The sequence below is a fragment of the Glaciimonas sp. PAMC28666 genome, from assembly GCF_016917355.1.
In the GTDB taxonomy this organism is placed as follows: Bacteria; Pseudomonadota; Gammaproteobacteria; order Burkholderiales; family Burkholderiaceae_D; genus Glaciimonas.
The window spans coordinates 1,179,931-1,204,768 of the sequence record NZ_CP070304.1 but is presented as its reverse complement, the minus strand read 5'-3'; the positions used below and the strand labels follow the sequence as shown (position 1 = coordinate 1,204,768).

22 protein-coding genes, 1 tRNA gene and 1 pseudogene are annotated in these 24,838 nt (G+C 50.0%); 13 read left to right on the top strand and 11 right to left on the bottom strand.

Translation table 11 applies throughout. From position 1 onward, the window contains the following. Positions 1-200: 200 nt before the first annotated feature. The 6 genes from JQN73_RS05050 to folD form a co-directional block, all read right to left on the bottom strand. Positions 201-1,517, bottom strand: coding sequence for a D-amino acid dehydrogenase (locus tag JQN73_RS05050; RefSeq protein WP_205322035.1), 1,317 nt, complete (start codon positions 1,515-1,517; stop codon positions 201-203). A gap of 138 nt (positions 1,518-1,655) precedes the next feature. Next, positions 1,656-2,105 carry a hypothetical protein gene (locus JQN73_RS05045; RefSeq protein WP_205322034.1) on the bottom strand — a complete coding sequence of 150 codons (450 nt, stop codon included), beginning with the start codon at positions 2,103-2,105 and terminating at the stop codon, positions 1,656-1,658. Between the two features lie 39 nt (positions 2,106-2,144). Further along, positions 2,145-2,570, bottom strand: a complete 426-nt coding sequence (locus tag JQN73_RS05040; RefSeq protein WP_205322033.1) for a DNA polymerase III subunit chi — start codon at positions 2,568-2,570, stop codon at positions 2,145-2,147. 31 nt (positions 2,571-2,601) lie between these two features. Beyond that, a complete protein-coding gene (locus JQN73_RS05035; RefSeq protein WP_205322032.1) occupies positions 2,602-3,264 on the bottom strand; it encodes a glutaredoxin family protein in 663 nt (220 codons plus the stop codon). 350 nt (positions 3,265-3,614) lie between these two features. Further along, the gene (locus tag JQN73_RS05030) at positions 3,615-5,717 is read right to left on the bottom strand and encodes a M3 family metallopeptidase (protein ID WP_240162435.1); all 2,103 of its coding nucleotides are present in this window, start codon (positions 5,715-5,717) and stop codon (positions 3,615-3,617) included. Between the two features lie 3 nt (positions 5,718-5,720). Beyond that, the gene (gene folD, locus JQN73_RS05025) at positions 5,721-6,566 is read right to left on the bottom strand and encodes a bifunctional methylenetetrahydrofolate dehydrogenase/methenyltetrahydrofolate cyclohydrolase FolD (protein WP_205322031.1); all 846 of its coding nucleotides are present in this window, start codon (positions 6,564-6,566) and stop codon (positions 5,721-5,723) included. A 359-nt stretch (positions 6,567-6,925) separates the two neighbouring features. Between folD and gshA the strand changes: the two genes are divergently transcribed. The 3 genes from gshA to JQN73_RS05010 all read left to right on the top strand — a co-directional run bounded on the left by gshA (position 6,926) and on the right by JQN73_RS05010 (position 10,108). After that, positions 6,926-8,515 (top strand): glutamate--cysteine ligase, encoded by a 1,590-nt coding sequence (gshA, locus tag JQN73_RS05020; RefSeq protein ID WP_205322030.1) that lies wholly within the window; start codon positions 6,926-6,928, stop codon positions 8,513-8,515. A gap of 251 nt (positions 8,516-8,766) precedes the next feature. Continuing rightward, on the top strand, positions 8,767-9,261 hold the full coding sequence (locus JQN73_RS05015; protein ID WP_205322029.1) for a MarR family winged helix-turn-helix transcriptional regulator: 495 nt from the start codon (positions 8,767-8,769) through the stop codon (positions 9,259-9,261). 421 nt (positions 9,262-9,682) lie between these two features. After that, entirely contained in the window at positions 9,683-10,108 is a 426-nt protein-coding gene (locus JQN73_RS05010) for an organic hydroperoxide resistance protein (RefSeq protein ID WP_205322028.1), read from the top strand. Positions 10,109-10,257: 149 nt separating this feature from the next. Here JQN73_RS05010 and JQN73_RS05005 read toward each other — a convergent pair whose 3' ends face one another. Further along, positions 10,258-11,043 (bottom strand): class II aldolase/adducin family protein, encoded by a 786-nt coding sequence (locus tag JQN73_RS05005; protein ID WP_205322027.1) that lies wholly within the window; start codon positions 11,041-11,043, stop codon positions 10,258-10,260. Positions 11,044-11,549: 506 nt separating this feature from the next. Further along, positions 11,550-12,290 (bottom strand): glutathione S-transferase family protein, encoded by a 741-nt coding sequence (locus tag JQN73_RS05000; RefSeq protein ID WP_240162434.1) that lies wholly within the window; start codon positions 12,288-12,290, stop codon positions 11,550-11,552. A gap of 43 nt (positions 12,291-12,333) precedes the next feature. Here JQN73_RS05000 and JQN73_RS04995 point away from each other — a divergent pair, with 43 nt between their 5' ends. From JQN73_RS04995 to JQN73_RS04960, 8 genes are all read left to right on the top strand, one after another. After that, entirely contained in the window at positions 12,334-12,576 is a 243-nt protein-coding gene (locus tag JQN73_RS04995; protein WP_205322026.1) for a hypothetical protein, read from the top strand. A 39-nt stretch (positions 12,577-12,615) separates the two neighbouring features. After that, a complete protein-coding gene (locus JQN73_RS04990) occupies positions 12,616-14,271 on the top strand; it encodes a class I adenylate-forming enzyme family protein (RefSeq protein WP_205322025.1) in 1,656 nt (551 codons plus the stop codon). 10 nt (positions 14,272-14,281) lie between these two features. Beyond that, entirely contained in the window at positions 14,282-14,758 is a 477-nt protein-coding gene (locus JQN73_RS04985; protein WP_205322024.1) for a MaoC family dehydratase, read from the top strand. Between the two features lie 9 nt (positions 14,759-14,767). Beyond that, entirely contained in the window at positions 14,768-15,562 is a 795-nt protein-coding gene (locus JQN73_RS04980; RefSeq protein ID WP_205322023.1) for an enoyl-CoA hydratase/isomerase family protein, read from the top strand. A gap of 38 nt (positions 15,563-15,600) precedes the next feature. Then, positions 15,601-16,455, top strand: coding sequence for a 3-hydroxybutyryl-CoA dehydrogenase (locus JQN73_RS04975; RefSeq protein WP_205322022.1), 855 nt, complete (start codon positions 15,601-15,603; stop codon positions 16,453-16,455). Between the two features lie 240 nt (positions 16,456-16,695). Next, the gene (locus JQN73_RS04970; RefSeq protein WP_205322021.1) at positions 16,696-17,670 is read left to right on the top strand and encodes an NADPH:quinone oxidoreductase family protein; all 975 of its coding nucleotides are present in this window, start codon (positions 16,696-16,698) and stop codon (positions 17,668-17,670) included. Between the two features lie 224 nt (positions 17,671-17,894). Beyond that, positions 17,895-18,578 carry an alpha/beta fold hydrolase gene (locus JQN73_RS04965; protein WP_205322020.1) on the top strand — a complete coding sequence of 228 codons (684 nt, stop codon included), beginning with the start codon at positions 17,895-17,897 and terminating at the stop codon, positions 18,576-18,578. A 267-nt stretch (positions 18,579-18,845) separates the two neighbouring features. Then, positions 18,846-19,319 (top strand): helix-turn-helix domain-containing protein, encoded by a 474-nt coding sequence (locus JQN73_RS04960; RefSeq protein WP_205322019.1) that lies wholly within the window; start codon positions 18,846-18,848, stop codon positions 19,317-19,319. A 241-nt stretch (positions 19,320-19,560) separates the two neighbouring features. Here JQN73_RS04960 and JQN73_RS04955 read toward each other — a convergent pair. Then, positions 19,561-19,906: pseudogene (locus JQN73_RS04955) on the bottom strand (hypothetical protein). Between the two features lie 511 nt (positions 19,907-20,417). Between JQN73_RS04955 and JQN73_RS04950 the strand changes: the two are divergent. Together JQN73_RS04950 and JQN73_RS04945 are read left to right on the top strand one after the other, a co-directional pair. Then, positions 20,418-20,813, top strand: coding sequence for a hypothetical protein (locus tag JQN73_RS04950; protein WP_205322018.1), 396 nt, complete (start codon positions 20,418-20,420; stop codon positions 20,811-20,813). 157 nt (positions 20,814-20,970) lie between these two features. Next, positions 20,971-21,612 (top strand): GIY-YIG nuclease family protein, encoded by a 642-nt coding sequence (locus JQN73_RS04945; RefSeq protein ID WP_205322017.1) that lies wholly within the window; start codon positions 20,971-20,973, stop codon positions 21,610-21,612. 158 nt (positions 21,613-21,770) lie between these two features. Here JQN73_RS04945 and JQN73_RS04940 read toward each other — a convergent pair. Next, positions 21,771-21,849, bottom strand: a tRNA-Ile gene (locus tag JQN73_RS04940). Between the two features lie 152 nt (positions 21,850-22,001). Beyond that, positions 22,002-24,542: an RNA polymerase sigma factor RpoD gene (rpoD, locus tag JQN73_RS04935; protein WP_370551317.1), complete on the bottom strand. Its 2,541-nt coding sequence runs from the start codon at positions 24,540-24,542 to the stop codon at positions 22,002-22,004. Positions 24,543-24,838: the final 296 nt, after the last annotated feature.

Sequence of the window (24,838 nt, the reverse complement as noted above, 5' to 3'; positions counted from 1 at the left end):
TCGGGTCATTGCGTTGGGCCATTGCGTTAGGTCATCGCGCTGCCGTTATTGCTTTGTGTCATCAAGCTATATCACTCGTTTTTTGTTTCTTCTGCCCTTAATCGACCCAATTTTTTTCAGCATGTGGCGAATTCAATGCGCGTTATGCACTAACTTATAACGATCTTCGTAGCGAAAAATAAGTCAGTCTAATTTCGAGATCAGGCCTGCACTTCGCGAGGTTGCAGGGACGTTGGTCGATTGCGACGGGGCAATCCCGCAAACGCAAAATCAATTTCGGGCTGCCGACCCGACATAATTTCTGCAATTGCACGACCTGAACCGCATCCCATTGTCCAGCCAAGTGTGCCGTGACCTGTATTGAGGAAGAGATTGCTTATTTTGCTTTTGCCGATATACGGAACGTTAGACGGGGTCAAGGGCCGTAAGCCGGTCCAATAGGTGGGATTGTCATAGTCGCAGGCGTCTGGAAACAACTCACGGGTCCGCCGTGTAATCGCCTCGCAACGGGTAGTGTTCAGTTCTCTCGTGTAGCCGTTTAATTCGCATGTACCGGCGACCCGCAAACGATCGCCGAGACGGGATATCACGAGTTTATAGCCGTCATCGGTCAATGACACGCTAGGTGCCGCGTCCGGGTTGGTGATTTTATAGGTGGCCGAATAGCCTTTGCCGGGATAAATCATCAAATTAATGCCGAGCGGTTTCAACAATTGTTCGGAAAAGCTGCCCATCGCGACCACGAACGCGTCAGCGTGCAGGACCTGGTGCTTTCCGTCAGCGTTGATGATTTCGACGCCGGTAATTTTTGCGTTAGCGCCGCGTCCTTCAGTGATCAAGCGAGTCACCGTTGTGTTGAATTGAAACTTCACGCCAGCATCCTGCGCTTTGCCAGCGAGTCCGGTAGTGAACTTATAGACGTCGCCGGATTCATCATTGTCGGTGTAGTCACCGCCCACGATTTTATCGCGTATGCGTGCTAATGATGGCTCGATGCGGACGACCTCGTCGGCGCTGATGGAGTTGCGCGGGCATCCTAAATCGCGCATCAACCTGGCAGCGGCCAATGAGTCGTCGAATTCCTTTTGTTCTGTATAGAAGTGCAGAATGCCACGAACCAGATGATCGTATTCAATACCGGTTTCGGCACGGACCGAGAGTAATGTCTGGCGGCTATATTCACAAATAGCGACGATTTGGCGAATGTTGGCAGCGGTACGTGACGGCGTGCATTCACGCAAAAAATTCAGCGCCCATTTCCATTGCAGCCATTCAGGGCGAAAGCGATACAGCAATGGCGCATCTTCTTTGCCCAGCCATTTCAGCACCTTCAATGGTGCCTGCGGATTTGCCCAAGGTTCAGCGTGCGAAACAGAAATCTGGCATCCATTAGCAAAGCTGGTTTCTTGTGCGGCACCGCCTTGACGGTCAATGACGGTGACGTCATTCCCTTCCTTGTTCAGGAACCAGGCAGAAGATGTGCCGATTATACCGGCGCCTAATACAATCACTTTCATACAGAATCTCCGAATAGACTAAACCAATTGGCAGTATTGTAAGAAATTCTTGATTGTTTAGGTACGCAATCTTGATGTAATTTTTTTTCTATATAATCATTTATTTACTATTTTTGATTAATAAGAAAAATTAAGGTATTAAAATTTTGTTTTTTGTAAATTAGCTATTTCAGCCGCCACTGCGCTTGAAATAACGTCATTCAGAGTCGATTGCAGGCCTGTTTTGATTTGCTCAGTGAGTCCCTGCGCGGCAATTTGCAAGACGTCGGCCAAGCTTTCCCGCACGCGTTGCTCGATGACAAAATCGATCCGATCTTGCAGCTGGCTTAAAATTTTCCCGTGTAATTCGTGCGCAATTTTTTCCCTGTCGCTGTCGGTTAATGTTGCCGCCGGACGCGTTGCGTGGAGTGCCGGTCGCTCACTTTCGTCGCTCCGATGAAGTGTCTGGATTTCGCGCGTGAAGCTCTGGGACCAACTGTTCGTATCGGTGGCATCCGCGCTTACGTCATCCGCACTTAAGTCATCCTCACACCCGTCGATGATTTCAGTCAACAGTGGTATACCAGCGTCTAGCGCGTTATTGTTCATGGATTTTCCTTGTGCCTGTACCCAGCGTCTGAGCGCAGGCTACGCATTAGCGGCGATGGAATGGCTTAGCTGGTAGCCACGTTGCTGATAGAACCGGTAACGTTCGCGGCTATCGTTTTTGTCGGTCTCGTTAAGAGTGACAATCTCGAACATGCGTTCGAACCGTGCAAAATGGGATGGGGTATGACCGGATAAATTAATTAATACCTGATGATGCGGTAAATCGATAGTTTCATCGGAAGTCAAAATGATGGGCGTTTGCCGTGCCAGCGGATCGTTTGCAGCCACATGCGGTAAAAAATCTTGTTCGGAAAAGGTCCATAACGTTCGATCCAGCGTAGCGAGATCGTCGGCGTGACTGGTTAATATCACGATCTGACATTGCGACGCCCGCGCTTTGCGTACGAGTCTGCAGGTATATAAAAACTTGTCAGGAATGTTAGTGTGGAAATCGATTTGCGTCATGGTGTTTGATGTCTTGCGTCCTGGCTGCGGCTTAAAATCTAAATCCAGGCGTCGTAGTGCCTGTTGCGGGTCGTGAGGTTGGCGTGGGTTGCTCGCTGGCGGTGGGTGCACCTTCGGGAGCAGCACTCGCTTTTCCAGGGGGTGCGGCGGCCGTGCTTTGGCCATTTTGATACGTTTTTGGTAATTGGTTGTTTTGTGGATACCCGGCAAGACTTAAAGCCGCGTTCCAGGCAACCGCTTCAAAACCGCTTTCCTTGCTTCGGCCTATCTGCAGAAACGGCAATTGGCTTTCTCCGGCAACTTCCTTTAAGCGGGCGATGTCACTATTCGTAGTGATGGTTTTTTCTCGAAATGGAATTCCACGAGTACGCAATAATTTGCGGCCATCGTCGCAGGGAATACATTTGCTGGAGGTATATAAAGTGACCGGGTTATTTTTTTGTGCCTGGACAAGTTCATACGACAGGCCGCTTGTGTCCGCATCACCATCAGTATTATTGGAGCGCGATTTTGAGTCAACGATTTTGCCAGACGCGGGCGGAATATCGCTATAAGTGACGTGCCCATCTGGACCGATGGATTTATAAAGTTGCGCCTGTGCGCCCGCGGTCGTTAACAGACTAACGAGACCAACGAGACCAACCAGGCAAACCGTAAGACCTGCCGTTGAAAACAAGGATGCCACCAATTTCATCTATTTTCCTAGTATGAAGAATTGCCGCTTTGCCAATACATAGATGCGCCATTGCAATTCAGTTGTAGTCCGTATTGTATGCCGGGATATCACGTTTTGGGCGGGGGACCTTCCGCCCGCGAACCGCTTCACGCATTATGCCAATAGTTTCCACAAAGAAAAATAAGAAAAACCGGTGATGCCCGGGGTCAGGCGTTAATACATGTCATAAGGAAAACCATAAAAGGGAGGCAGCACAATTCAAGCAGCGGCCTCCCTGGAGAGCCCATTTTTAGCCATTCATCCATGGCTATCTGGCAGGACCCCCGCACATGGTGTGAGCAGTGAACGCTCAAACAAAAACTGCCAACTTATGCAGCCATACCGTTATGGCGTAATAGCGCATCGATATTTGGTTCGCGACCGCGGAAGGCTTTGAATGATTCCAAAGCAGGACGCGAGCCACCAACGGCCAAAATCTCACGTTGAAATTTGCTACCCGTTTCCGCCGATATCACGTTACCGCCATTGGCGAGTTCTTCAAAAGCGCTATAAGCGTCCGCGGATAACACCTCAGCCCACTTGTAACTGTAATAGCCGGCAGCATAACCGCCTGCAAAAATATGAGAGAACGAGTGTTGGAAGCGGTTAAACGCCGGAGGGCTGAAAACGGCAATCTGCTCGCGGACCTGATTAATCAGTTCTTGTACCGTCTGGTCGCCCGAGGGATCATATTGGTCGTGAAGATGCATGTCGAGCAGGGAGAACTCTACCTGACGCAGGGTTTGCAGGCCTGACTGGAAGTTCTTGGCTGCCGTCATTTTGTCGAACAGTACGCGCGGTAATGGTTGGCCGGATGTCGCTTCGGCCGTCAGTTCTTGTAGCACGTCCCATTCCCAGCAGAAATTTTCCATAAACTGAGAAGGCAGTTCAACCGCGTCCCATTCCACGCCAGAGATACCGGAGACGCCGATTTCATCGACCTGCGTCAACATGTGGTGCAAACCGTGGCCGAATTCATGAAATAGCGTGATGACTTCATCATGTGTAAACAGTGCTGGCTTGGCAGCACCGTCAACCACCGCGGGTGCAGAGAAATTACAGGTCAGATAGGCAATAGGTGTCTGAATGCCAGCGCCATGGTCCAGCTTGCGGCGTGCGCGCGCATCGTCCATCCATGCGCCGCCCCGCTTGCCGCTGCGTGCGTAAAGATCAAGATAAAATTGCCCAAGCAATTTTCCTTCTTTTTCAATCTTGAAGAATTTCACATCGGAATGCCAGACCGGCGCTTGATCAAGGCTGATCTCAACCGAAAACAGCTTCTGCACTAAGGCAAACAATCCCTGAACAACTTTTGTTTCCGGGAAATATTGCTTAACTTCCTGCTCCGAAAAAGCGTAGCGCTGTTCACGTAATTTCTCGGAGGCATACGTACTATCCCATGCTTCCAATGGCGTAATGCCTAACTCTGTGCCGGCAAACTCGCGCAATTCAGCCAGGTCTTTTTCAGCGAACGGACGCGCACGTTGACCGAGGTCTTCGAGGAATGCGATCACTTCTTCAGGCGTTTGTGCCATCTTTGGCACCAACGACAATTCGGCGAAATTCTTTAAGCCCAGCAGCGTCGCTTCTTCATTACGCAACTTGAGAATGCTAACGATGTTTTGCGTATTGTCCCATTCCGGTTTGCCGCTCAGTTCCGATGCTTTGGTGGCGTTCGCGCGATAGATTCTTTCGCGCAGGACGCGGTTATCGGCATATTGGAGTATCGGGAAATAGGACGGGAAGTGAAGCGTAAATTTGTAGCCATCCTTGCTATCCTTTTGTGCTGCTGCGCGGGCCGCTTGTTTAACATCGTCCGGCAATCCGGCCAGTTCAGCCTCATCGAGTACGAACAGCGCGTAATCATTGGTGGCGTCCAGCACGTTTTCTGAAAAACGTGTGGTCAAGGCACCGTGCTTTTCCTGAATATCGGCGAACCGGGCTTTGTCGGCATCCGGTAATTCGGCGCCGCCGAGACGAAAATCGCGGACCGCATTTTTAATGATTTTCTGACGTGCTGCCGAAAGCGTCGGAAAGTCGGCGCTGGATTCGAGCGCTTTGTACTTGTCGAATAACGCCAGATTTTGGGACAGCGACGTTGAGAACTCGATCAGTTTTGGCTGATTGTCGTTGTACGCCGCACGCAGCTCGGGGCTATCCATCACTGCATTCAAATGCCCCACGATACCCCAGGCACGCCCAAGGTTTTCGGTTGCGTTTTCCAGCGGCGTAACAAAGGTTTCCCATGTTACCGATGCCTGCGGCGCTTCCAGTTGCGTGACGACAATATTTGCCTGCTCGAGCAAATAAGCAATTGCTGGCGTAACGTGTTCTGCCTTGATCGTATCGAAGTGGGCGAGCCCGGAAAAATCCAGGAGGGGATTATTTTGGGGTGCCATTGGCATGGCGACTGCTGCGGAAGGAGATGTCATGGATTAGTTTCTTTCTGCGGCTTCAATCGTATTGACCAGCAACATGGTGATGGTCATCGGCCCGACGCCGCCTGGCACCGGGGTGATAAAACCCGCAACTTCTTTGACATTGGCAAAGTCGACATCGCCGCACAGTTTGCCATTGTCATCGCGATTCATGCCGACGTCGATTACGACGGCACCCGGTTTAACCATGTCTGCCGTGACGATGTTGCGTTTGCCGGTGGCAACGACAAGAATGTCAGCCTGACGCGTGTGGTGACCGAGATCGCGGGTCTTGGAATTGCAAATGGTGACGGTCGCACCCGCTTGCAAGAGCAACATTGATTGCGGCTTACCGACAATATTTGACGCGCCTACGATGACCGCATGCGCTCCACGCACCGGGTACTCAATCGATTCCAGCATTTTCATGACGCCGTAAGGCGTGCACGGACGGAATAGTGGCTTTCCTGTCATCAATAATCCGGCATTGCTGATGTGAAAACCGTCGACGTCTTTTTCTGCGGCGATGGCTTCAATCACCTTGTTGGCATCAATATGCGCAGGTAAGGGTAACTGAACCAATATACCGTTGATTTTTGGGTCGTGGTTCAGTGCGTCAATCCGCGCCAATAAGTCAGCTTCGCTCAGATCGGCATCATATTTTTCCAATACCGAATGAAGACCATTGTCTACACAGGCCTTAACCTTATTACGGACGTATACTTGTGAAGCCGGACTTTCCCCTACCAGGATGACTGCGAGTCCGGGCTGTTTGCCAAGCGCCGTAAGCGCAGCGGCGCGAGTGGCAACCTCGGCCCGCAATTGTTGTGAAAGTAGGGTTCCGTCAATGATTTGAGCTGGCATAGTAGGTCGGTGTAAAAGCGAATTAAAACAAGATTATAAAGGTTCGTGTGCGGTAGAGAGAGCGGTAGGTGACTTTGCTGCCATATAGCTTCAGTATATATATGTCTCAATTCGACAGTTTTCATCCTGGCGGCGTAAAGTGGATTAACTTTCATCCAGGCAAATGCTTGAAGAACCGGCATTGATGGTTGATTGCGTAAGTTCGCTGCATTTAACGCATCCGACGCACTTTTTGATTTTCGGCTATTCTCGCGTACTAGGGGACTTTTGGGCCTGATTCAGCTACTCGATGAATCACCTGATAACCATCGCCGCATATAAAAAAATAGACGGTAAGGCACAATTAAAAGGATACTGAATTGACAAATTATTACACCCGCCGTCTGGCTTTACTTGGACAAGAACAGCATCGCGCTTTGCTCGGCAAAGGGTTGCGCGGGATAGAGCGTGAAACATTGCGTGTCAGTCCAGAAGGTAAGTTAGCCCTTACACCGCATCCCCGGTCGTTAGGTTCAGCGTTGACGCAACCGCAGATCACGACGGATTATTCGGAGTCGTTATTAGAGTTCATTACCCCGCCGGAGAACGATGTTGCGGTCGTGATGACCGAGCTCGAGTCTATTCATCGCTTTGCGTATTCCAAGTTAGGGGATGAAATGCTCTGGAGCGACTCCATGCCTTGTGAGTTGCCGGACGAAGAGCAAATCCCTATTGCCTGGTACGGTACCTCGCATATCGGTACGCTTAAGCACGTCTATCGGCGCGGCCTGGCGTTACGCTATGGCAAGCGCATGCAATGTATTGCAGGTATTCACTATAATTATTCGTTAGCGGACGATATCTGGTCCGTGCTGCAACTGGAAGCGGGGCAAGCGACCTGCACGACCAAATCGTTTCAGTCCGACGGTTACATTGCATTAATACGCAATTTTCGCCGTTACAGCTGGTTGTTAATGTATTTGTTTGGCGCATCGCCAGCGTTGTCCAAAAACTTTTTAGCCGGTCAGGAACACAAGCTTGAAACGCTTGATGACGACACGCTATATTTGCCATATGCAACCAGTTTGCGTATGAGCGATCTCGGTTACCAGAGCAAGGCCCAGGCAAACTTAACGCCGCATTACAACAATCTTGATAGCTATATCAAAAGTCTGTCACAGGCGGTCAGTCAGTCGTATCCCCCTTATGCCGCCATTGGCACCCATCTTGATGGCGAGTGGATACAGATTAATACCAACATATTACAGATCGAAAACGAGTACTACTCGACCATTCGCCCTAAGCGCGTGATCAACAGCGGTGAGCGGCCAATTCAGGCTTTGTCGGCACGTGGGGTGCAGTACATCGAAGTGCGGTGCATGGACATCGATCCGTTTGAACCGACTGGAATCAGCCTGGAAACTGGGCGTTTTCTCGATGCTTTCCTACTTTTCTGTGCGCTTGATGAAAGTCCGTGTACCAGTGACGAAGAAAGCGTCGAAAACGTCAGTAATTTTTCCAAGGCGGTTAAAGAAGGTCGGCGTCCCGGTCTGGAGCTGCAACTCAATGGCGCACCGATAGCGTTGCAAGCATGGGGTTTAGCCCTACTGGAAAAAATTTCCGCTGCCGCAACCTTGCTGGACGCGCAGCGTGATGATCACCAGCACGGCGATGCCGTAGAGCAGCAGCGTCGAAAATTGCATGCCCCTGAACTGACCCCTTCTGCGAAGGTATTGGCGGCATTGTCGGAGCATAACGAAACCTTCGCGCAATTTGCACTGCGTCAAAGTAACGTTCATGCCGCGCAATTCCGTGCACATCCGCCAAGTGCGGAAGAGCACGCTTACTTTACGGCGATGGCGGCGAAATCATTGGATGAGCAAGAGCAAATCGAGCGCACCCAAACCGGCGATTTCGATACCTTTGTGGCGGCCTATCGCGCGAGTACACTTGGGAATATGAGTATCTAACCCTTTACGGTGGCAGCAATCGATCGGAGCCAGATAACCTAGAAGGAGCGTGATTCGAATGCATGCTTCGGACGCGGAATTTCTGGTCGTTGGTAGATTGCTGTCACTGTATTGAGTTTTGAGTAGAGGGTATTGCGTGCTGTCACTGAACGCCTTGTTTCATTAATAGGCGCTCAAAATGTTTTTCCTTGGATGAAAATTGCAAATTAAATTGCTTGCAATTTAATTTTACGCTGCGTATTATTCAAGTTATGGAATCGCACCTCAAAAATGACGTAGGCAACGAAGTAGGATCTGAGGCCGATGCTTTTGAATCTGAGGATTTGCTGCTAGATAACCAACTGTGTTTCGCGCTGTATTCGGCATCGTTGACGATGACCAAGATTTACAAGCCCTTTTTGCAATCATTAGGCATAACTTACCCGCAGTATTTGGTCATGTTAACCTTGTGGGAGAGGGACGCGGTCACCGTTTCGGAAGTTGGGGAGCGTTTGTATCTGGATTCTGGAACATTAACGCCTTTGCTAAAAAGACTTGAACTTGGTGGTTTGGTCAGGCGCCAGCGCTCGGTAAAGGATGAGCGGCAAGTCATCGTTAGTCTGACCGATCAAGGAAATGCATTGCGGCAAGATGCGCGGTTGATTCCGCAGCAAGTGAGTTGCGCCGCACAGTGTTCGTTAGATGAGCTGCGTGCGCTGACGGGGCAATTGCAGAGGTTGCGCGCTGCCATGGCAAGTAACGTTTAGACGCCCACGACTTTGTGGTAGCGCTAACGACCTGGCGATAATGGATCTCAACGTGACTTGATCGAAGCACAGGTTTATTATTTAAGGTATAGTGCAAATTAAGTTGTGCGCAATTTTATTGTGTAAGTTATATATTTATTAAAAATACGAGATAAGCTTCTTGGACCCGAAATGTCTTAAAAAGAGACTTATTAGCATTTTTGAAATTGCAGCGTCAGGTAATCGATCTAATTTACGACTTACGCAAAATCGTCCCAGCTAACGGGCACTGCCCCGAACAGCCGAGCAGGAAAGTAAAACGCCAAGGGCGACTTTGCGTAAGGCTTATCATTTTTATCCGAACTTTTCAGTACGGCCGACTGATTGGTTTCAACGGATTGCTTAAGCGGCCATTTCATTCAATTTGAAAAAAGGAAACACCATGTCAGTCGAAAAAATTCTGTTTACAGCCTCAGCCACAGCAACTGGCGGTCGTGATGGTCGCGCTACTACCTCCGATGGCATCCTGGACGTAAAATTGACAACACCGAAAGAACTCGGCGGTGCAGGCGCAGCTGGCAGCAATCCAGAGCAATTATTTGCAGCGGGTTATTCAGCTTGCTTCATTGGCGCAATGAAATTCGTTGCATCACAAGATAAAATCACATTGCCAGCAGACACATCGATCACTGGCCTGGTTGGCATTGGTCAAATCCCAGGTGGATTCGGTATTGAAGTCGAACTAAAAATATCGATCCCGGGCATGGACAAAGCAGCAGCAAAAACATTGGTCGACAAGGCGCATCACGTTTGCCCATATTCGAACGCAACCCGCGGTAACGTTGACGTCACGCTGACATTGGTTTAATCGCAGCGAGAATAGTCCCGACGACTTGCTAAAGGCTCCTTGCGGTTAGCAGGAAAATTGGCCGCAAAGTATAAAAGCGCATTACGTTCACCGTAATGCGCTTTTTTATTTTGGAGCAGATCGTCTACTTATTGAAAATCGGTACTTGCTCAATGCCGGTAACTATTATCAATCCGGTCAAGCTTGCGCATGAGCGCCTCGAACTCAACGCCACCTTCACCCTGCGGATGCAGACTCTGAAAACTGTCGAGATCTGCCCCGGATTGCGCCGCCAGTGTAATCGGCATAATATTAAGCTTGCCTGCCGCCGCCGCATCAATCTGAACCTGACAAGCGCGTTCGAGTCGATACAAGCGCAGGAAAGTTTCAGGAACCGTACTGCCCACGACCAGCAATCCATGATTCTTTAGAATCAGCGCTTTAGCGTTACCGAGCGACTTGACGATGCGTTCACGTTCGTCGAGTCTGAGTGCTGCGCCTTCATACTCATGGTAAGCCAGCCGGCTGTGGAATGCGGTAGAAAACATAGAGATCGGTTGCAGACCCTCTTCCAACGCCGCGACCGCCATTCCGGCTCGGGTGTGCGTATGCATGACAACATGGTTATTGGAAGAGCGCACCATATGCACCGCCGAATGAATAATAAATCCCGCGTAGTTGACAGTGTGCCGTCGCCCTGCAATCACGTTACCCTCGAGGTCAATTTTGACCAGATTGGATGCCGTGATCTCATCATAATTGAGCCCATACGGATTAATCAAAAAATGATTATCGGAACCCGGAACGCGCGCCGTCAAATGACCGTAAATCATTTCAGACCAGCCGTAAAATTCAACCAGTCGATAGGCCGCCGCCAACTGCACCCGTAGGTTCCACTCCGCATCTGATATGTCGTGGGCATGCTGTAGCTGGTTTGATTCGGGGTTCGTTATCATCTTTCACCTCGTGATGCGTTGCGCCTTCGCTTGTTATCAAAGAGCCGATTTATAGGCTGCCAGCATCTGAGTACATTGCGTTTGGCATTGGCAGCACCGGACACGGCCGCGAAGCAAGCATGCAGCAGGGTTCCAGCGGTTGCCAATGTCTCCAAAAAGTGATCGTGCAGAAAAGGGGCAAGGCAAGTTTGCCTACCGCGAGTTCGGGCGACGGTGCACGCTTCCTATTTTTGAGTCGTGCGCACAAGTATTCTTAGGTACTCTTGAGTTATATCGTATACCTATTGGAATAAATAATCTAGAAGCGTGATTATTTTTTGCGTCCGCTTCAACCCGTTGGATCACTCGAGACGCCCGTTACAACGTCGGTTATAGGGGGTGTTGAGTACGGAATTTTGCAGTCAGGGTAGGTGCCATCGTTGATTGTATGGTTGGCACAGACCCTTCTGAATGTTCTAGGCTTCGGTACCTGATTGGTGCTTTTTGCTTGCGTATGGTGTGCTTTTTCAGGTCAGAAGAAGTGCCATTCCAGGATCACCCTTTTCCATCGCACGCTGATAGCCTGTACGTTCGCCGATCCGCTTCAGGTATGCCAGGATGTGCGGATAGGCAGTAAGGTCGAATGGCAGGAAGTAACGCATTGTTGTGAGCGAAAAGACGATCATGATATCTGCCGCGGTGAATTCACGACCGGCCAGATAATCTACGCCGCCTAAATGGGCTTCCACTAAAGCCAGCCCACGATCCAGGCGCTCTTTCGCTCCAACAAGAATTGGATTGTCGGATGCTAAATTGAGTCGACGCAGAGTCATGTTTCGGCCCATGTGCGGCTGAAGATTAGCGTTGGCAAAGTGCAGCCAGTAGAGATATTGTGCATAGTCCGGATTGGCCGGGCCAAGGGCAAGGCGACCATCACCGTATTTACCAATGATGTACTCAATGATCGCACCCGACTCGCCGAGAACCAATTCTCCGTCAGTAATAACGGGCGCGGCGCCTAAAGGGTGAAGCGCTTTTAGCTCCGGCGGGGAAAGCATTGTCACCGTATTTCGCTCGTAGCGCTTGATGATATAAGGAAGGCCAAGTTCCTCGCAGAGCCAGATAATGCGCTCGGACTGCGATTTTCCGAGATGATGAATAGTGAGCATTTTTTGATCCTCGTTTAAATGCTCGAGTGTACTTGTTTCTCGATATTCTGATTCGGCGACTAACAAAGGCTTCCGCACTTCTGCGGCGGCAATCGACAAACTGCGGTGCCGTCGTTTCACCCTGTAAAGTGGTTGAAATACTTTGCGACCTGTCAGCAGAACCGTCGCCGGGCCGGGCGGCGACGGCGCATTAAAGAGACGCACGTTCGGCAAGCATCCGGATGATTACGCGAATGTTCGCGATTGGATTGAAGAGGGAGGAGCGACGCGCATCATTGATGGTCAAGATGAGTTACATTTGGGTGTAGTAGCCAAGAATGAACTGACCAAAGCTAACGAAAATTGCATTTCGCACCAAAGCCTGTTTTACTTTTCCAAAGCGTAGCGACAGCACCGTATTGAACCGACAAAAGGATCAGTTGAAATGAAACAATGGGACTCCGCCTGGCCTGCCTCGCGCTTGGAAACACATTTTGACGGACGTGTGGTGCGTTGTTTTATTGAACGTCCCAAAAGCTTGCACGCGATGTTGGACAACGCAGTGCTGCGCAACCCGGACGGAGATGCCATGGTTTGCGGCACGGAGCGTATCACATGGAAGGATTTGCTGGACATCTCAGCGCGCTTAGCGACAGGCCTGGAAAGGCACGGCATTGGTCCCGGGGACCGTGTGGCGATGCTCATCGGAAATCGTAATGAGTTCGTTATCACCTTATTTGCTATCGCCCGTCTCGGGGCTATAGCGGTTCCGCTCAGTGTCCGCGAGCAGACTCCCGGACTGGCTTATATGCTCAATGATTGCTCGGCAAGCCTGATCGTGCATGAAGCCGAATTGGGTGAGCGGCTCCCGGTTAGCGCGGAGGTGCCATCACTGAAGACTCGCGTATCAATCGGTTATTGCAGCGGATCGGAAGAGTTTTCCACCTTGATTACCGGTTCACCGTCGGGCGGTTCAACCAAGGTCAAAGAGGAAGATGTTGTCGCCATCATGTATACCTCCGGCACAACCGGCAAGCCGAAGGGCGCGGCACTGACGCATCTCGGCATCGTCCATTCCGGCATGCATCTGCAGATCGCCATGGGATTGACGAACCGCGACACCGCCGTGGCTTCGGTGCCGCTTAGCCATGTCACTGGGTTGATTGCACTGATCGCGACGATGGTGCAATGCGCCGGAAAACTGGTCATCATGCCGAGTTTTAAAGCCACCGACTTTCTGGCGCTGGCCGCATCTGAACGCATGACCTATACGTTGATGGTCCCGGCCATGTATAACCTTTGTTTGCTGCAACCGGACTTTGACAGGCATGATATTTCCGCATGGCGGGTGGGCGGATACGGTGGTGCGCCGATGCCGGTGGCGACCATCTCCAGCCTCGCGCAAAAAATACCGAGTCTTACCCTGATGAATTGCTACGGCTCGACAGAAACAACGTCGCCGTCCACGCTCATGCCGCAGGGTGAAACCGCCGACCATAATGACACCGTTGGTCGTGCTCTGGCTTGCGTTGAAATCGCCGTTTTCGATGAATCCGGGTGTGAGGTTGAAGCTGGCGCATTGGGTGAAATATGGATCAAAGGGCCGATGGTGGTGAAAGGATATTGGAATAATCCGACTGCCACCGCTGACAATTTTACCGGCGGTTTTTGGCACTCTGGCGATATCGGATCCATCGGTTCCGATGGCTATATCAAGATAGCTGACCGGATGAAAGACATGATCAATCGTGGTGGATACAAGATTTTTACCATCGAGGTCGAGAACGTGCTTTACCAACATCCGGCTGTGCTGGAGTGTGCGGTGGTCGCCAAGCCTTGCCCGGTGCTGGGTGAGCGTGTGCATGCATTCGTGACTTTGCGTCACTCTGACATATCTGCCGAGGCTTTGCCAGGCGTGCTGATGGCCTATTGCGCTGCACGTTTGTCTGACTACAAGGTGCCGGAAAGTTTTACGCTTTCAGAATCGCCATTACCGCGAAACGCCAATGGCAAACTTCTCAAACGCGCGCTGCGCGATCAGGCCAGCGCGCTGTTGCCAGCGCCCAAAGCCATAAAAAATGACAGTGTCGGCCCCCGTTAAGGAAAAAATCATGCCACCACCGGATATCAGCACCCTGGAACTTCTGCGTACGCGCATCGGGCATGAGATTTTCGTTTCCGATTGGGTGCTTATCTCACAAAGCCGCATCGACCAATTCGCGGAAGCGACGGGCGATTTTCAGTGGATTCATGTCGATGTCTCCCGAGCCGCAAAAGAGTCGACGTTCGGTTGCACCATCGCTCATGGATTTTTGACGCTATCGTTGCTTGGGAAATTTTATCAAGACAATTTTGAGTTGCCGTTCTGCGAAATGGGGATTAATTATGGGCTCAACAAGGTGCGTTTTATGAATCCGGTGCGGGTCGACAGTCGGGTTCGTGGTCGATTTTTGTTGAGCAGCCTTGCGGATATTGTTGGTGGTATTCAACTTGTTTTAAAGGCGACGATTGAGATCGAAGGTGTCGACAAGCCAGCCTGCATCGCTGAGTCGGTGGTTCGTCAATATTTTATTAAAACCCAACAATAGGGACAGCCCATGAGCAACAGCGATGCAACAATTTTGTTTGATGTGGAAGAGCAGATTGCCAGGATTCGTTTCAATCGACCAGCCGCCCTGAATGCCCTCGATCGGACCATGGCAGAGGACCTGCTAACGATTTGCAAGCGTATCAGGGCAAGCCAGGATATCCGTGTGGTTGTCATTAGCGGGGAAGGGCGTGCGTTCATGGCGGGGGGCGATCTCGACTATTTCAAAGTGGATCTGGCCGCGGCTGCAGAAGCAGCCCCGACCGTCATTGATCCGCTGCATAAAGCATTGTCAATTTTAACCAATCTACCGCAACTGATTATTGCCAGTGTGCATGGAGCAGTGGCAGGCGCGGGCGTCAGTTTGGCCTTGGCTTGTGACCTGTCAATCGCCGCAGAAGGTACACGTTTCAATCTGGCGTATTCCAGGATTGGTGCCAGTCCGGACGGTTCGGCTTCCTGGTCATTGCCGCGCATGGTCGGCTTGCACAAGGCGTTGGAACTCACGCTGTTGGCCGAAACCTTCGATGCCGCAGAGGCGCAGCGCCTGGGAATTATCACGCGTGTGGTGCCTGCAGAGGAGCTGGCTGCAGAAACAGAAGTGCTGGTGCAACGTCTCGTAACCGGACCGTCTCTCGCTTTCGCCAAGACCAAACAATTAATGCGCGCATCGTTTGCGCGCACGATGGAAGAGCAAATGCTGGCTGAACGCGAATCCTTTATTGCTTGCGCGAAATCTGTGGATTTCGTCGAAGGCGTCAGCGCTTTTTTTGACAAGCGTCCGCCCCAATTTTTAGGAAAGTAATTGCCTTACAATGTAGCAATTTAATTGAGGAAGCGACAATGACTAAAATCAATGCAGTCGGGGTTATCGGCGCCGGGATCATGGGCAACGGAATTGCGCAGTCCTGTGCAATGGTGGGTATTCCGGTTCTGATGCTGGATATTAATGAGGCAGCAGTTCAGAAAGGCATTGCAAAAATAGTCAACAGTTTGGACCGATTGGTCAAAAACCATACCTTGAGCGTGGCCGAAAAAGACGCCGCGATAGCATTGATTACGGGCACGACCGATATCAATGCGCTTAAGTCTGTCGATTTGGTGATTGAAGCAGCGACTGAAAATCAGGCACTCAAGATAAAACTCTTGCAAGACGTAGACGGCGTGATCGGCGAGAATGTGATTCTTGCCACCAACACGTCATCTATTTCCATCACGAAACTGGCTGCAGCGACCAAGCGTGCGGACAAAGTAATCGGCATGCACTTCTTCAATCCGGTGCCGCTGATGGAGTTGGTCGAGTTAATCCGAGGGCTTCAAACCAGTGATGCCACCCATGCAAAGGTTGAAGAATTCGCTCAACGATTGAACAAAAGCCCGATTACGGTGCGCAACAATCCTGGTTTCGTGGTTAACCGTATCTTATGCCCGATGATCAATGAGGCTATCTTTGTGCTTTCTGAAGGATTGGCCACCGCCGAGGCAATCGATATCGGTATGAAGCTTGGATGCAAACATCCGATCGGCCCGCTGGCATTAGCCGACATGATCGGTCTCGATACCTTGCTAGCGGTAATGGAAGTGCTTTATGACGGATTTAACGACTCTAAATACCGTCCGGCACCGCTGTTGAAAGAGATGGTCGCCGCGGGTTACATGGGCCGTAAATCCGGACGCGGATTTTTTACGTATCCTTGATGGGGGTGTTTTTAAATCGCTAAAAATTAGTTCGTGGCGTCATTGCTGAAATTGACGCTACAAGCCGAGCGAAAAAAGGGTATCCCATGGGACCAACAATTTGACATTGAACGCCACGTTTTAAAATCATCAGCATGATAAAACGCAAGCGCCAAATAAAACGCAAGCGCCAAAAATTGGCCCGCGCTCTGACGCAAGATAGATGAGCGGATTTGAGAAGTTATTCAGGAGAATGTGAAAATGCGAGCAGTCCTATGTCATCAATATGGGCCGCCAGAAATCTTGTCGGTCGAGGATATTCCGTCGCTGATCCCCGATGTGGGGCAGGTCATTATCAGCGTCAAAGCGGCTGGCGTGAATTTTCCAGACTCATTGGTCATTCAGAATAAATATCAGATAAAACCGCCGCTACCCTTTTCTCCCGGGGGTGAGTTAGCAGGCGTGATCAAATCGGTTGGTAGCGGGGTCACCCGATTTATGGTCGGTCAGTCAGTCATTGCTTTCTCCGGTTGGGGCGCGTTCGCGGAAGAGATTGCGATTAATGAAGATAGCCTGATCCCGATGCCAGCAGAAATGTCTTACGAGGTTGCAGGGACGTTTTTGATGACTTATGGCACGGCATATCATGCCTTGAAAGATCGCGCACAAGTCGCAAAAGGTGAAACGGTATTAATTTTCGGCGCTGCAGGCGGGATCGGCATTGCTGCTATTGAGATTGCCAAGGCGCTGGGCGCTAGAGTGATCGCAGCCGCATCGTCCTCCGAAAAATTGGCCGTTTGTAAAGCGCACGGAGCCGATGAATGTATCAATTATCTTACTGAAAACCTGCGTGAGCGACTCAAAGCAATTACTGATGGTCGTGGCGTTGATGTCGTGTGCGACCCGGTCGGTGGCGTCTACAGCGAACAGGCGATTCGCAGCATGGCGTGGCGCGGACGCTTTCTGGTGATTGGTTTTGCGGATGGCGAAATTCCCAAAATATCGCTAAATTTGCCGCTGTTAAAAGGCTGTTCGATTTTGGGTGTTTTTTGGGGTGATTTTATCCGCAGAGAACCCACAAATTTAGAGACCGATTTAATCGAACTGGTTTCACTCTACCGAGCGGGAAAAATCAAACCATTGGTATCTGCCCGTTATCCGCTTGCCGGCGTTTGCGAAGCCTTGAATGCGATGATGCAACGTAAGGTCAGTGGAAAAATCGTCATCATTCCATGATGCCCGCAACAGCTGAGCACGATTTTGATCGGATGAGTGTCCTGCATTTGAGGGCACCCAGTTTCTGGCACCCAGGATCGTGTCGTCCAATTCAACTGGACTGAACACATGTGCGCCAACCCGGCGCAACCTATGCGCCTGGCGCTTTCAGATTAATACGCTGGTCACGTACACCATAAAAATAAATTCTCACGTTTTGCAAGATTTCCCAAAGGAAAAATGCAATGGTCACAATATTTCCAGTAGTTTTCATTCCTGCTTTATTGTGCGATGCAAGACTTTACCGTGACGTCATTGACGATCTGGGAGACCTCATTTCGGCAGATGTTTTGCTCTCACCATTACCTTGTTTGGTTGATAGTGTTACCGATATTCTGGCCCGTAGCCCCGAGAAGTTTGTTTTGGTCGGCACTTCTTACGGTGGCAATCTAGCGCTAGCAATAGCGCTCGCCGCGCCCGAACGTGTGACTGCATTGTGGCTAATGGGTTGCGATCCGGGTGCGGCCGCGCAAGGTGGTACTGAACTGGCACAACGTTTGGACCAGACGCCCGCGGCAGTGTTCGACTTCCTTTCCGGACTGGTCGTGCGCAAGGCTGATATCGATTCCGCGGCTACGTTCAGGGCGATGGCAGAAAGCATCGGTGGCCCTGCCGCTGCAGCGCAGGCCCGCGCTGTGAGAGGTCGTGCGGACGTGAGCAGCAGATTGGGCGAGTTGACGATGCCCGTATTAGTGACCTGGGGCGCTGAAGACGCGCTAGCAGCTGTCGACATGGGTCGTCGAATGGCGGATGCAATACCGCATGCCCAGTGGCATCTTATTGAACATTGTGGGCATTTACCAACGCTTGAACGTCCGCTCCAGTCCGCGGCTTTATTTCGTACCTTTTTGGCGGAGCAGGCTGCTTAGTTTGGTTAGCTGTATTTTGGGTGATAAGGCGCCATATCTCAGACCTGTACGCAGCTTAAACCGTAGAATTGAATCGAAGAAATGTAAAAAATAGACATTTGCGCGACTGGCACCTGTTTTGTCATGCAAATGTCGTGCAAATGACGTGGCGGCAAAGCGAATAATGGACAAGACTAGCGGCCTGTCACGGCCCATTTTGTTACACCTTTCGGGTGCTCGAGAATCAACTGTGAAAGTCCAATGGTCCAGTATTAACAGGAGTTCTACATGCTTTTACAAAAACTGAGACTGCAACGCGGATGGTCACAACAGCAATTGGCAGAGCTTAGCGATCTGAGCGTTCGCACCATCCAACGCATCGAACAAGGAAAAGGTGCTAGTACGGAATCTCTGAAATCACTGGCAGCCGTCTTTGAGATCGATTTCTCAAGCTTACAAATGGGGTCTGATATGAATACACTTACAAGCCAGGGATATCCAACGGACGAAGTTCTTGCATTTCGCCATGTACGTAAATTGAAGCGGTTTTACTTACATCTCGTTCTATATGTCCTTGTCATTGGATTTCTTGCCGCGATAAATATGACCCACAGTCCAACGCATATCTGGTTCGTATGGCCAGCATTGGGCTGGGGTTTCGCGATTATTATTCGTGCCTTGACCCTGTTTGATCTATTCCCGTTTTTTGGTGCTGATTGGGAGCGACAACAGGTTGAAAAACGGCTGGGGCGAAAGCTTTAGCAAATTGAAAGCCCGCGTTTGAGGCGGTTACCGATCGGTGCGAATTGGCTTCGCGCTGATGTTTCTTTTTATGGCTATAGGCGGGGATTTATTAAAGCTCATATCGCCCATCGCCCCACGACCGTAAGAAGCTTTACCTGAGGTGAGCGCAATATTAGAAGAACAGTATGAAGACGAGCGCAAAAATGGCAGCAGAATCAACTCTGTTGCCATTTTTTGTCATAACGACTGCAAAATCCAGTTACTTACCGATCTGTCTGCTTACGCCATTTTCTTGCTGATTCAAAACTGATTGTTCGGGTTTTGTGATGTGGCTGCCGTTTTGCTTTGACATATCTCGCTCTTCCTGGCGAATCGCATGGTCATCTTGATGCAGGCCTTTGGCCTGTGCCTTGGTTATTTGGCCATCTTTAACTTCAGTCTTGATACGCTTATTTTGATTTTGAAGCCGGCTGTTAACCTCTGCGCGGCGGGGATGGTTTTTTTTGCCAGGTCGTTTCGGCCATAGCACTACCTGCCGCGCTAGCAAAGATCGCAATGAGTGCGGTCAGGACAATGGTTTTACTTGAGCGATTGAGCGTAAACATAATGTATCCCTGGTTAGTTGCGATGCGTAGATTCGAAATTGATCTTGCCACGCTACATTAACGCCCGTTCCTGCTACGCCGACGACAATACAAATGGTTTTTTTCGTAACGAGATGTGTCTTCAACCGCTTGCGATATTTGGGCATTGGCGGCTTACGCGCGAGCATCAACCGAAACCCCCGCTCGATCTCAGCGTCATCGTAGGAGGATGCGATGACAAATTAGTGCGTTTTGTGATCTCGGGGTTAAGGCCGAGCACATGGGGAAAAGCGATGGAAAAAAAGAGATAGTTCTCGCGTAAAAATGTGCAGTACAACGCTCAAATATTGGTGTCGGTTCATATGTAGATTGCCTAAGTTAGTCGACCAAAAGTGATGTATGCGTCAAAAAACTGATACCGTTGTCGTCTCAGCCCGAGCTAGCGTTAAGGCTGATCCGGTCGTTCGATTCAGTCTACAAAAAAGATTAATTTGCGGTTGTCGATCACCGTTCTAACCTGGGAGCACGCAATATGGAAATTATAAGTACCTTTTTGCCACAAATTGGTTTGGAAAAATTGGGAAAAAAAACCAGGCTGACGGCATTTGACACACTCATAGATGGAAAAAGTGTGGTTGTTGGTATTGCCATCGGGAACATACACAAGGCAACAGAGGAAAATGCCATCGGCATAAAAGTAGCCAGCCGAGTGATTGAGCATCATCAGTTCAAGCATCCAAAGGGTGCGCCATTTATAGTGGCCGAGATGAAGGTAAGCAGCACAGCGGTCAAGCAAGCGCGCGACGTGCTTCGACGTGCGCCTCATCAGTCAGCTCTCATGTTCCTGTGCACGGACGAGAGAGTATATAACGAGGCATTTGCAGCGCTGGGCGTGAACCTGTCTCATGGAGAGAATGATAGGGTTTAGTGAGCACGACATAAATGCGTGAGCTCGTCCCGGTCCAAAAATAGAGGCGCTTGTGCTTGATGCTCGACGAGACACCTAAACCTGCACTAATATAGTTGGCGTATGGCAACTTACTTAAATCTATAGACAAGACATGAGACGGGTAGAAGACGGAAATATGGCAGACAATAGCAAACAAATTGTGTATGTACTCACAAATCCTGCAATGGTGGGATTGGTGAAAATCGGGAAAACGTCTCAATTTGAGGTCAAAGAGCGTATGAAGCAGCTCTACGGAACAGGGGTACCAGTTCCGTTTGATTGTGCTTTCGCATGCCAGGTTAAAGACGCGAGTGAGGTCGAAAAAGCATTGCATTTTGCATTCGGCAACACTCGGCTCAATCCGAGCAGAGAATTTTTTAAAATAGAGCCAGAGCGGGTTATCGCGGTTCTGAAACTTCTTAAGGTCGATGACATAACGCTTGAATTTGAGCAACAGTTAACGACAGAATTGGATGCTGTCGATAAGCAGTCCGGGCTAAATCTCAAAAATACCAAACGGCCCCTAATGAATTTCCACGCGCTTGGTATTCCAGACGGCTCCGTTTTGGTGTCCAAGGACGGAACCATTCAAGTAATCGTCGCGGGTGAACGGAAAGTGAGCTTTGAAGGCGCCGTATGTTCACTGATAGTGCCGACAAGAAAATTATTAAATTTAGCCTTGGATTACCCAATTCAGCCATCCCCATATTGGACATTCAACGGAAACACAGTCAAAGAAATTTATGAAGCATTTCATAATGAATTAAACAGCGACTAGGCATGGTGCAGGTGTATTGTCCCGGCTCTATATCTGTGATGGTGAGGTCACCCCCTAAACCAGACTACCCGTCTGATACATGGAGCGCTTCTGGAAGCTGAAATTAAAAAAGGGTCACCAGCCGAAGCTCGTAACCCTTTGATTTTTATACCTAATTCTGGTGGCCCCCCGCAGAGTCGAACTGCGCACCAACGGATTATGAGTCCGCTGCTCTAACCAAGCATGAGCTAGGGGGCCGATTTCCTACTTAAACTATTATTGATGCCCGGTACTCGCTGGCACTAATGTTATATAAGCGGATCCGCATTGTAGAAGAATTTAGCTCTTGGTAGCAACTATTGTTGAAAATTGCTACGCAAGAATATCGATGCAGACCCGATTACCGTTTTTTAGTTACCTTCAAGGAAGCTCTTCAGCTTGTCGGAACGCGAAGGATGACGCAGTTTGCGTAATGCTTTGGCTTCTATTTGACGGATACGCTCACGCGTTACGTCAAATTGTTTTCCGACTTCTTCCAGCGTGTGATCAGTCGACATTTCGATACCGAAGCGCATGCGCAGCACTTTGGCTTCGCGTGGTGTCAGTGAATCGAGGATGTCTTTGACTACACCGCGCATGGATGCGTGCAATGCTGCATCTGCCGGCGCCAGAGTATTGTTGTCCTCAATGAAATCGCCCAGATGTGAATCGTCGTCATCGCCAATCGGTGTTTCCATCGAAATCGGTTCTTTGGCGATCTTCATGATCTTGCGGATTTTATCTTCCGGCATTTCCATCTTGATCGCTAATGTTGCTGGATCGGGCTCTGCGCCGGTTTCCTGCAAAATTTGACGAGAAATACGGTTCATTTTGTTGATCGTTTCGATCATGTGAACCGGAATTCGGATAGTCCGTGCCTGGTCGGCGATCGAACGGGTGATCGCCTGACGTATCCACCAGGTTGCGTACGTCGAGAATTTATAGCCGCGACGGTATTCAAATTTATCGACCGCTTTCATCAAGCCGATATTGCCTTCCTGAATCAAATCCAGGAATTGCAGACCGCGGTTGGTGTATTTTTTTGCGATCGAAATCACCAGGCGCAAGTTAGCCTCGGTCATTTCGCGTTTTGCCATTCGGGCTTTTTTCTCACCAGCGCCCATCTTTTTGTTGATGCCGCGCAGATCTGGTAATGGCAAAACAACGCGCGCTTGCAGATCTATCAGGCGTTGCTGTAACTCTTTCACTGCCGGGACGTTACGGCTCAGTACAATACTGTACGGATGATTGCCGTTGACTTCACCGTCAACCCAGTCGAGATTGGTTTCGTTGCCTGGAAACACTTTGATGAAGTGCAGACGCGGCATGTCGCACTTGTTGACTGCAACGTCGAGAATTTGGCGCTCAATCTTGCGTACTTCGTCGACCTGACCGCGCAATGTATCGCACAGTTTTTCAACAACCTTGGCGGTAAAGCGAATCCCGAGAAGTTCGTACGAGATGATTTCTTGCGCCTTGACGTAAGGTTTTGAGTTGTAACCTTCTTTTTCGAAGGCTTTACGCATCTTGTCAAATTGCGTAGAAATGGTTTCGAACTTGGCCAGCGCGTCGCGCTTTAGTTGCTCAAGCTGTTCTGCCGAGAATCCTGCTGCGCCGGAGTTGCTGTTGGCTTCTTCCTCTTCCTCTTCCGCTTCTTCTTCGTCTTCTTCTTCTTCGTCAGTTTCTTCATCAGCGGTTGCTACGGCTGCCGTTACTGCCTCGTCCGTGGCATTGAGGTCGACCAGACCATCGACGATTTCATCGATCTTGATTTCGTCTTTTGAAATTCTTTCAGCGGCAAGAATAATTTCTGCGATCGTTGTCGGGCATGCCGAAATAGCCTGAATCATATCTTTCAGGCCATCTTCGATGCGTTTCGCGATTTCGATTTCACCTTCGCGCGTCAGCAATTCGACCGAACCCATTTCACGCATATACATGCGGACAGGATCGGTGGTGCGTCCGAAGTCTGAGTCAACGGTGGAGAGTGCGGCTTCGGCGGCTGCTTCTGCTTCGTCGTCGCTGGTAACGGTTGCCACGTTGTCGGACAAGAGCAGTGTTTCGGCGTCTGGTGCATGCTCTGAAACAGCAATACCCATATCGCTGAATGTGCCGATGATGCCTTCAATCGCTTCCGGATCGATGATGTTTTCAGGCAGATGATCGTTGATTTCCGAATAGGTCAGGAAACCACGTTCCTTGCCCATTTTAATCAATGTCTTCAGTTTTTGACGACGCGCTTCGAGTTCTTCTTCGGAGGCTTCGGTGTCTGAGGAGAAGGCGTCTTTCAACAGCGCTTTTTCCTTGGCTTTCCGATCCTTGGCCTTAGCTTTATCGACAGCTTTAAGTTCGGCACGCTCAACCGCGTTTAACGCAGCGATTTCGTCGTTCTCAGGCTGAAATTCTTTCGGCTTGCGGCCACGGCGACCCGGCACTTTAACCGAAGGTAAAATGTAGCTGGACGTGTCGATTGCTGCCAGAGTTGCGGCATCGGTAGTCTGACTAACGCCTGATCCGATCATCACGCTCATGTCCTTCGGGACAACTACTATTTCAGCAGCGATGTTTTTAGGCGACTTGACGACTTTGAGTAAGGGTTTCTTGTTTGGCACAGGGGCTTTCGATTTCACAGATACTGGCTTGGCAACAGTACTTGATGCACTTTTTTTCGTGGGCGTTGCAGCCGCCTTGGAAACTGCCTTAGGAGCAGCGATGACGGCTACTTCAGGCGCTAGTTTTTTGGTGTCAGGGCCATTAATTACCTGACCCGGCGATTTTCCTGCCGTTTTACTAAGCGACTTGATAGCGGTCGTTTTAATGGGTTTTACAGTTGAAGAGTGCGCGGCCAATTTTGTCGCAGTCGGCTTCGTTATCCTGGTTGAAATTGTCTGGGTTTTCGCGGGTTTCTTCATTGCGTTCACCATGGAATCATTTACCAAACCGGTTACACTAATTTGCGCGATGCTTTATGGTGCTTTGCTTAGGCCAAGGTAATCTTCCAACTTACACGTATTGATATCAAAAATCTGATCAATACACTTTCAAGTATCTGAGCGCCAATCTCCAACTTTGTTATTTACACTTCAAAACATTCCATCTCTGAAATTCTCAGGCACTGAGTGTTGATTGTGTCCGTTTAGTACGCTAAGGTACGCTAAGTCGTACGTCGTGTGGTACCTAAAGCACTGAATCCAAAGCCTTCTATTAT

Excerpts from the sequence above, each read along its gene's own strand:
- JQN73_RS05050 (WP_205322035.1), bottom strand. The coding sequence starts at position 1,517 with ATGAAAGTGATTGTATTAGGCGCCGGTATAATCGGCACATCTTCTGCC.
- JQN73_RS05045 (WP_205322034.1), bottom strand. The coding sequence starts at position 2,105 with ATGAACAATAACGCGCTAGACGCTGGTATACCACTGTTGACTGAAATC.
- JQN73_RS05040 (WP_205322033.1), bottom strand. The coding sequence starts at position 2,570 with ATGACGCAAATCGATTTCCACACTAACATTCCTGACAAGTTTTTATAT.
- JQN73_RS05035 (WP_205322032.1), bottom strand. The coding sequence starts at position 3,264 with ATGAAATTGGTGGCATCCTTGTTTTCAACGGCAGGTCTTACGGTTTGC.
- JQN73_RS05030 (WP_240162435.1), bottom strand. The coding sequence starts at position 5,717 with ATGACATCTCCTTCCGCAGCAGTCGCCATGCCAATGGCACCCCAAAAT.
- folD (WP_205322031.1), bottom strand. The coding sequence starts at position 6,566 with ATGCCAGCTCAAATCATTGACGGAACCCTACTTTCACAACAATTGCGG.
- JQN73_RS05015 (WP_205322029.1), top strand. The coding sequence starts at position 8,767 with ATGGAATCGCACCTCAAAAATGACGTAGGCAACGAAGTAGGATCTGAG.
- JQN73_RS05010 (WP_205322028.1), top strand. The coding sequence starts at position 9,683 with ATGTCAGTCGAAAAAATTCTGTTTACAGCCTCAGCCACAGCAACTGGC.
- JQN73_RS05005 (WP_205322027.1), bottom strand. The coding sequence starts at position 11,043 with ATGATAACGAACCCCGAATCAAACCAGCTACAGCATGCCCACGACATA.
- JQN73_RS04990 (WP_205322025.1), top strand. The coding sequence starts at position 12,616 with ATGAAACAATGGGACTCCGCCTGGCCTGCCTCGCGCTTGGAAACACAT.
- JQN73_RS04985 (WP_205322024.1), top strand. The coding sequence starts at position 14,282 with ATGCCACCACCGGATATCAGCACCCTGGAACTTCTGCGTACGCGCATC.
- JQN73_RS04980 (WP_205322023.1), top strand. The coding sequence starts at position 14,768 with ATGAGCAACAGCGATGCAACAATTTTGTTTGATGTGGAAGAGCAGATT.
- JQN73_RS04975 (WP_205322022.1), top strand. The coding sequence starts at position 15,601 with ATGACTAAAATCAATGCAGTCGGGGTTATCGGCGCCGGGATCATGGGC.
- JQN73_RS04970 (WP_205322021.1), top strand. The coding sequence starts at position 16,696 with ATGCGAGCAGTCCTATGTCATCAATATGGGCCGCCAGAAATCTTGTCG.
- JQN73_RS04965 (WP_205322020.1), top strand. The coding sequence starts at position 17,895 with ATGGTCACAATATTTCCAGTAGTTTTCATTCCTGCTTTATTGTGCGAT.
- JQN73_RS04960 (WP_205322019.1), top strand. The coding sequence starts at position 18,846 with ATGCTTTTACAAAAACTGAGACTGCAACGCGGATGGTCACAACAGCAA.
- JQN73_RS04950 (WP_205322018.1), top strand. The coding sequence starts at position 20,418 with ATGGAAATTATAAGTACCTTTTTGCCACAAATTGGTTTGGAAAAATTG.
- JQN73_RS04945 (WP_205322017.1), top strand. The coding sequence starts at position 20,971 with ATGGCAGACAATAGCAAACAAATTGTGTATGTACTCACAAATCCTGCA.
- rpoD (WP_370551317.1), bottom strand. The coding sequence starts at position 24,542 with ATGAAGAAACCCGCGAAAACCCAGACAATTTCAACCAGGATAACGAAG.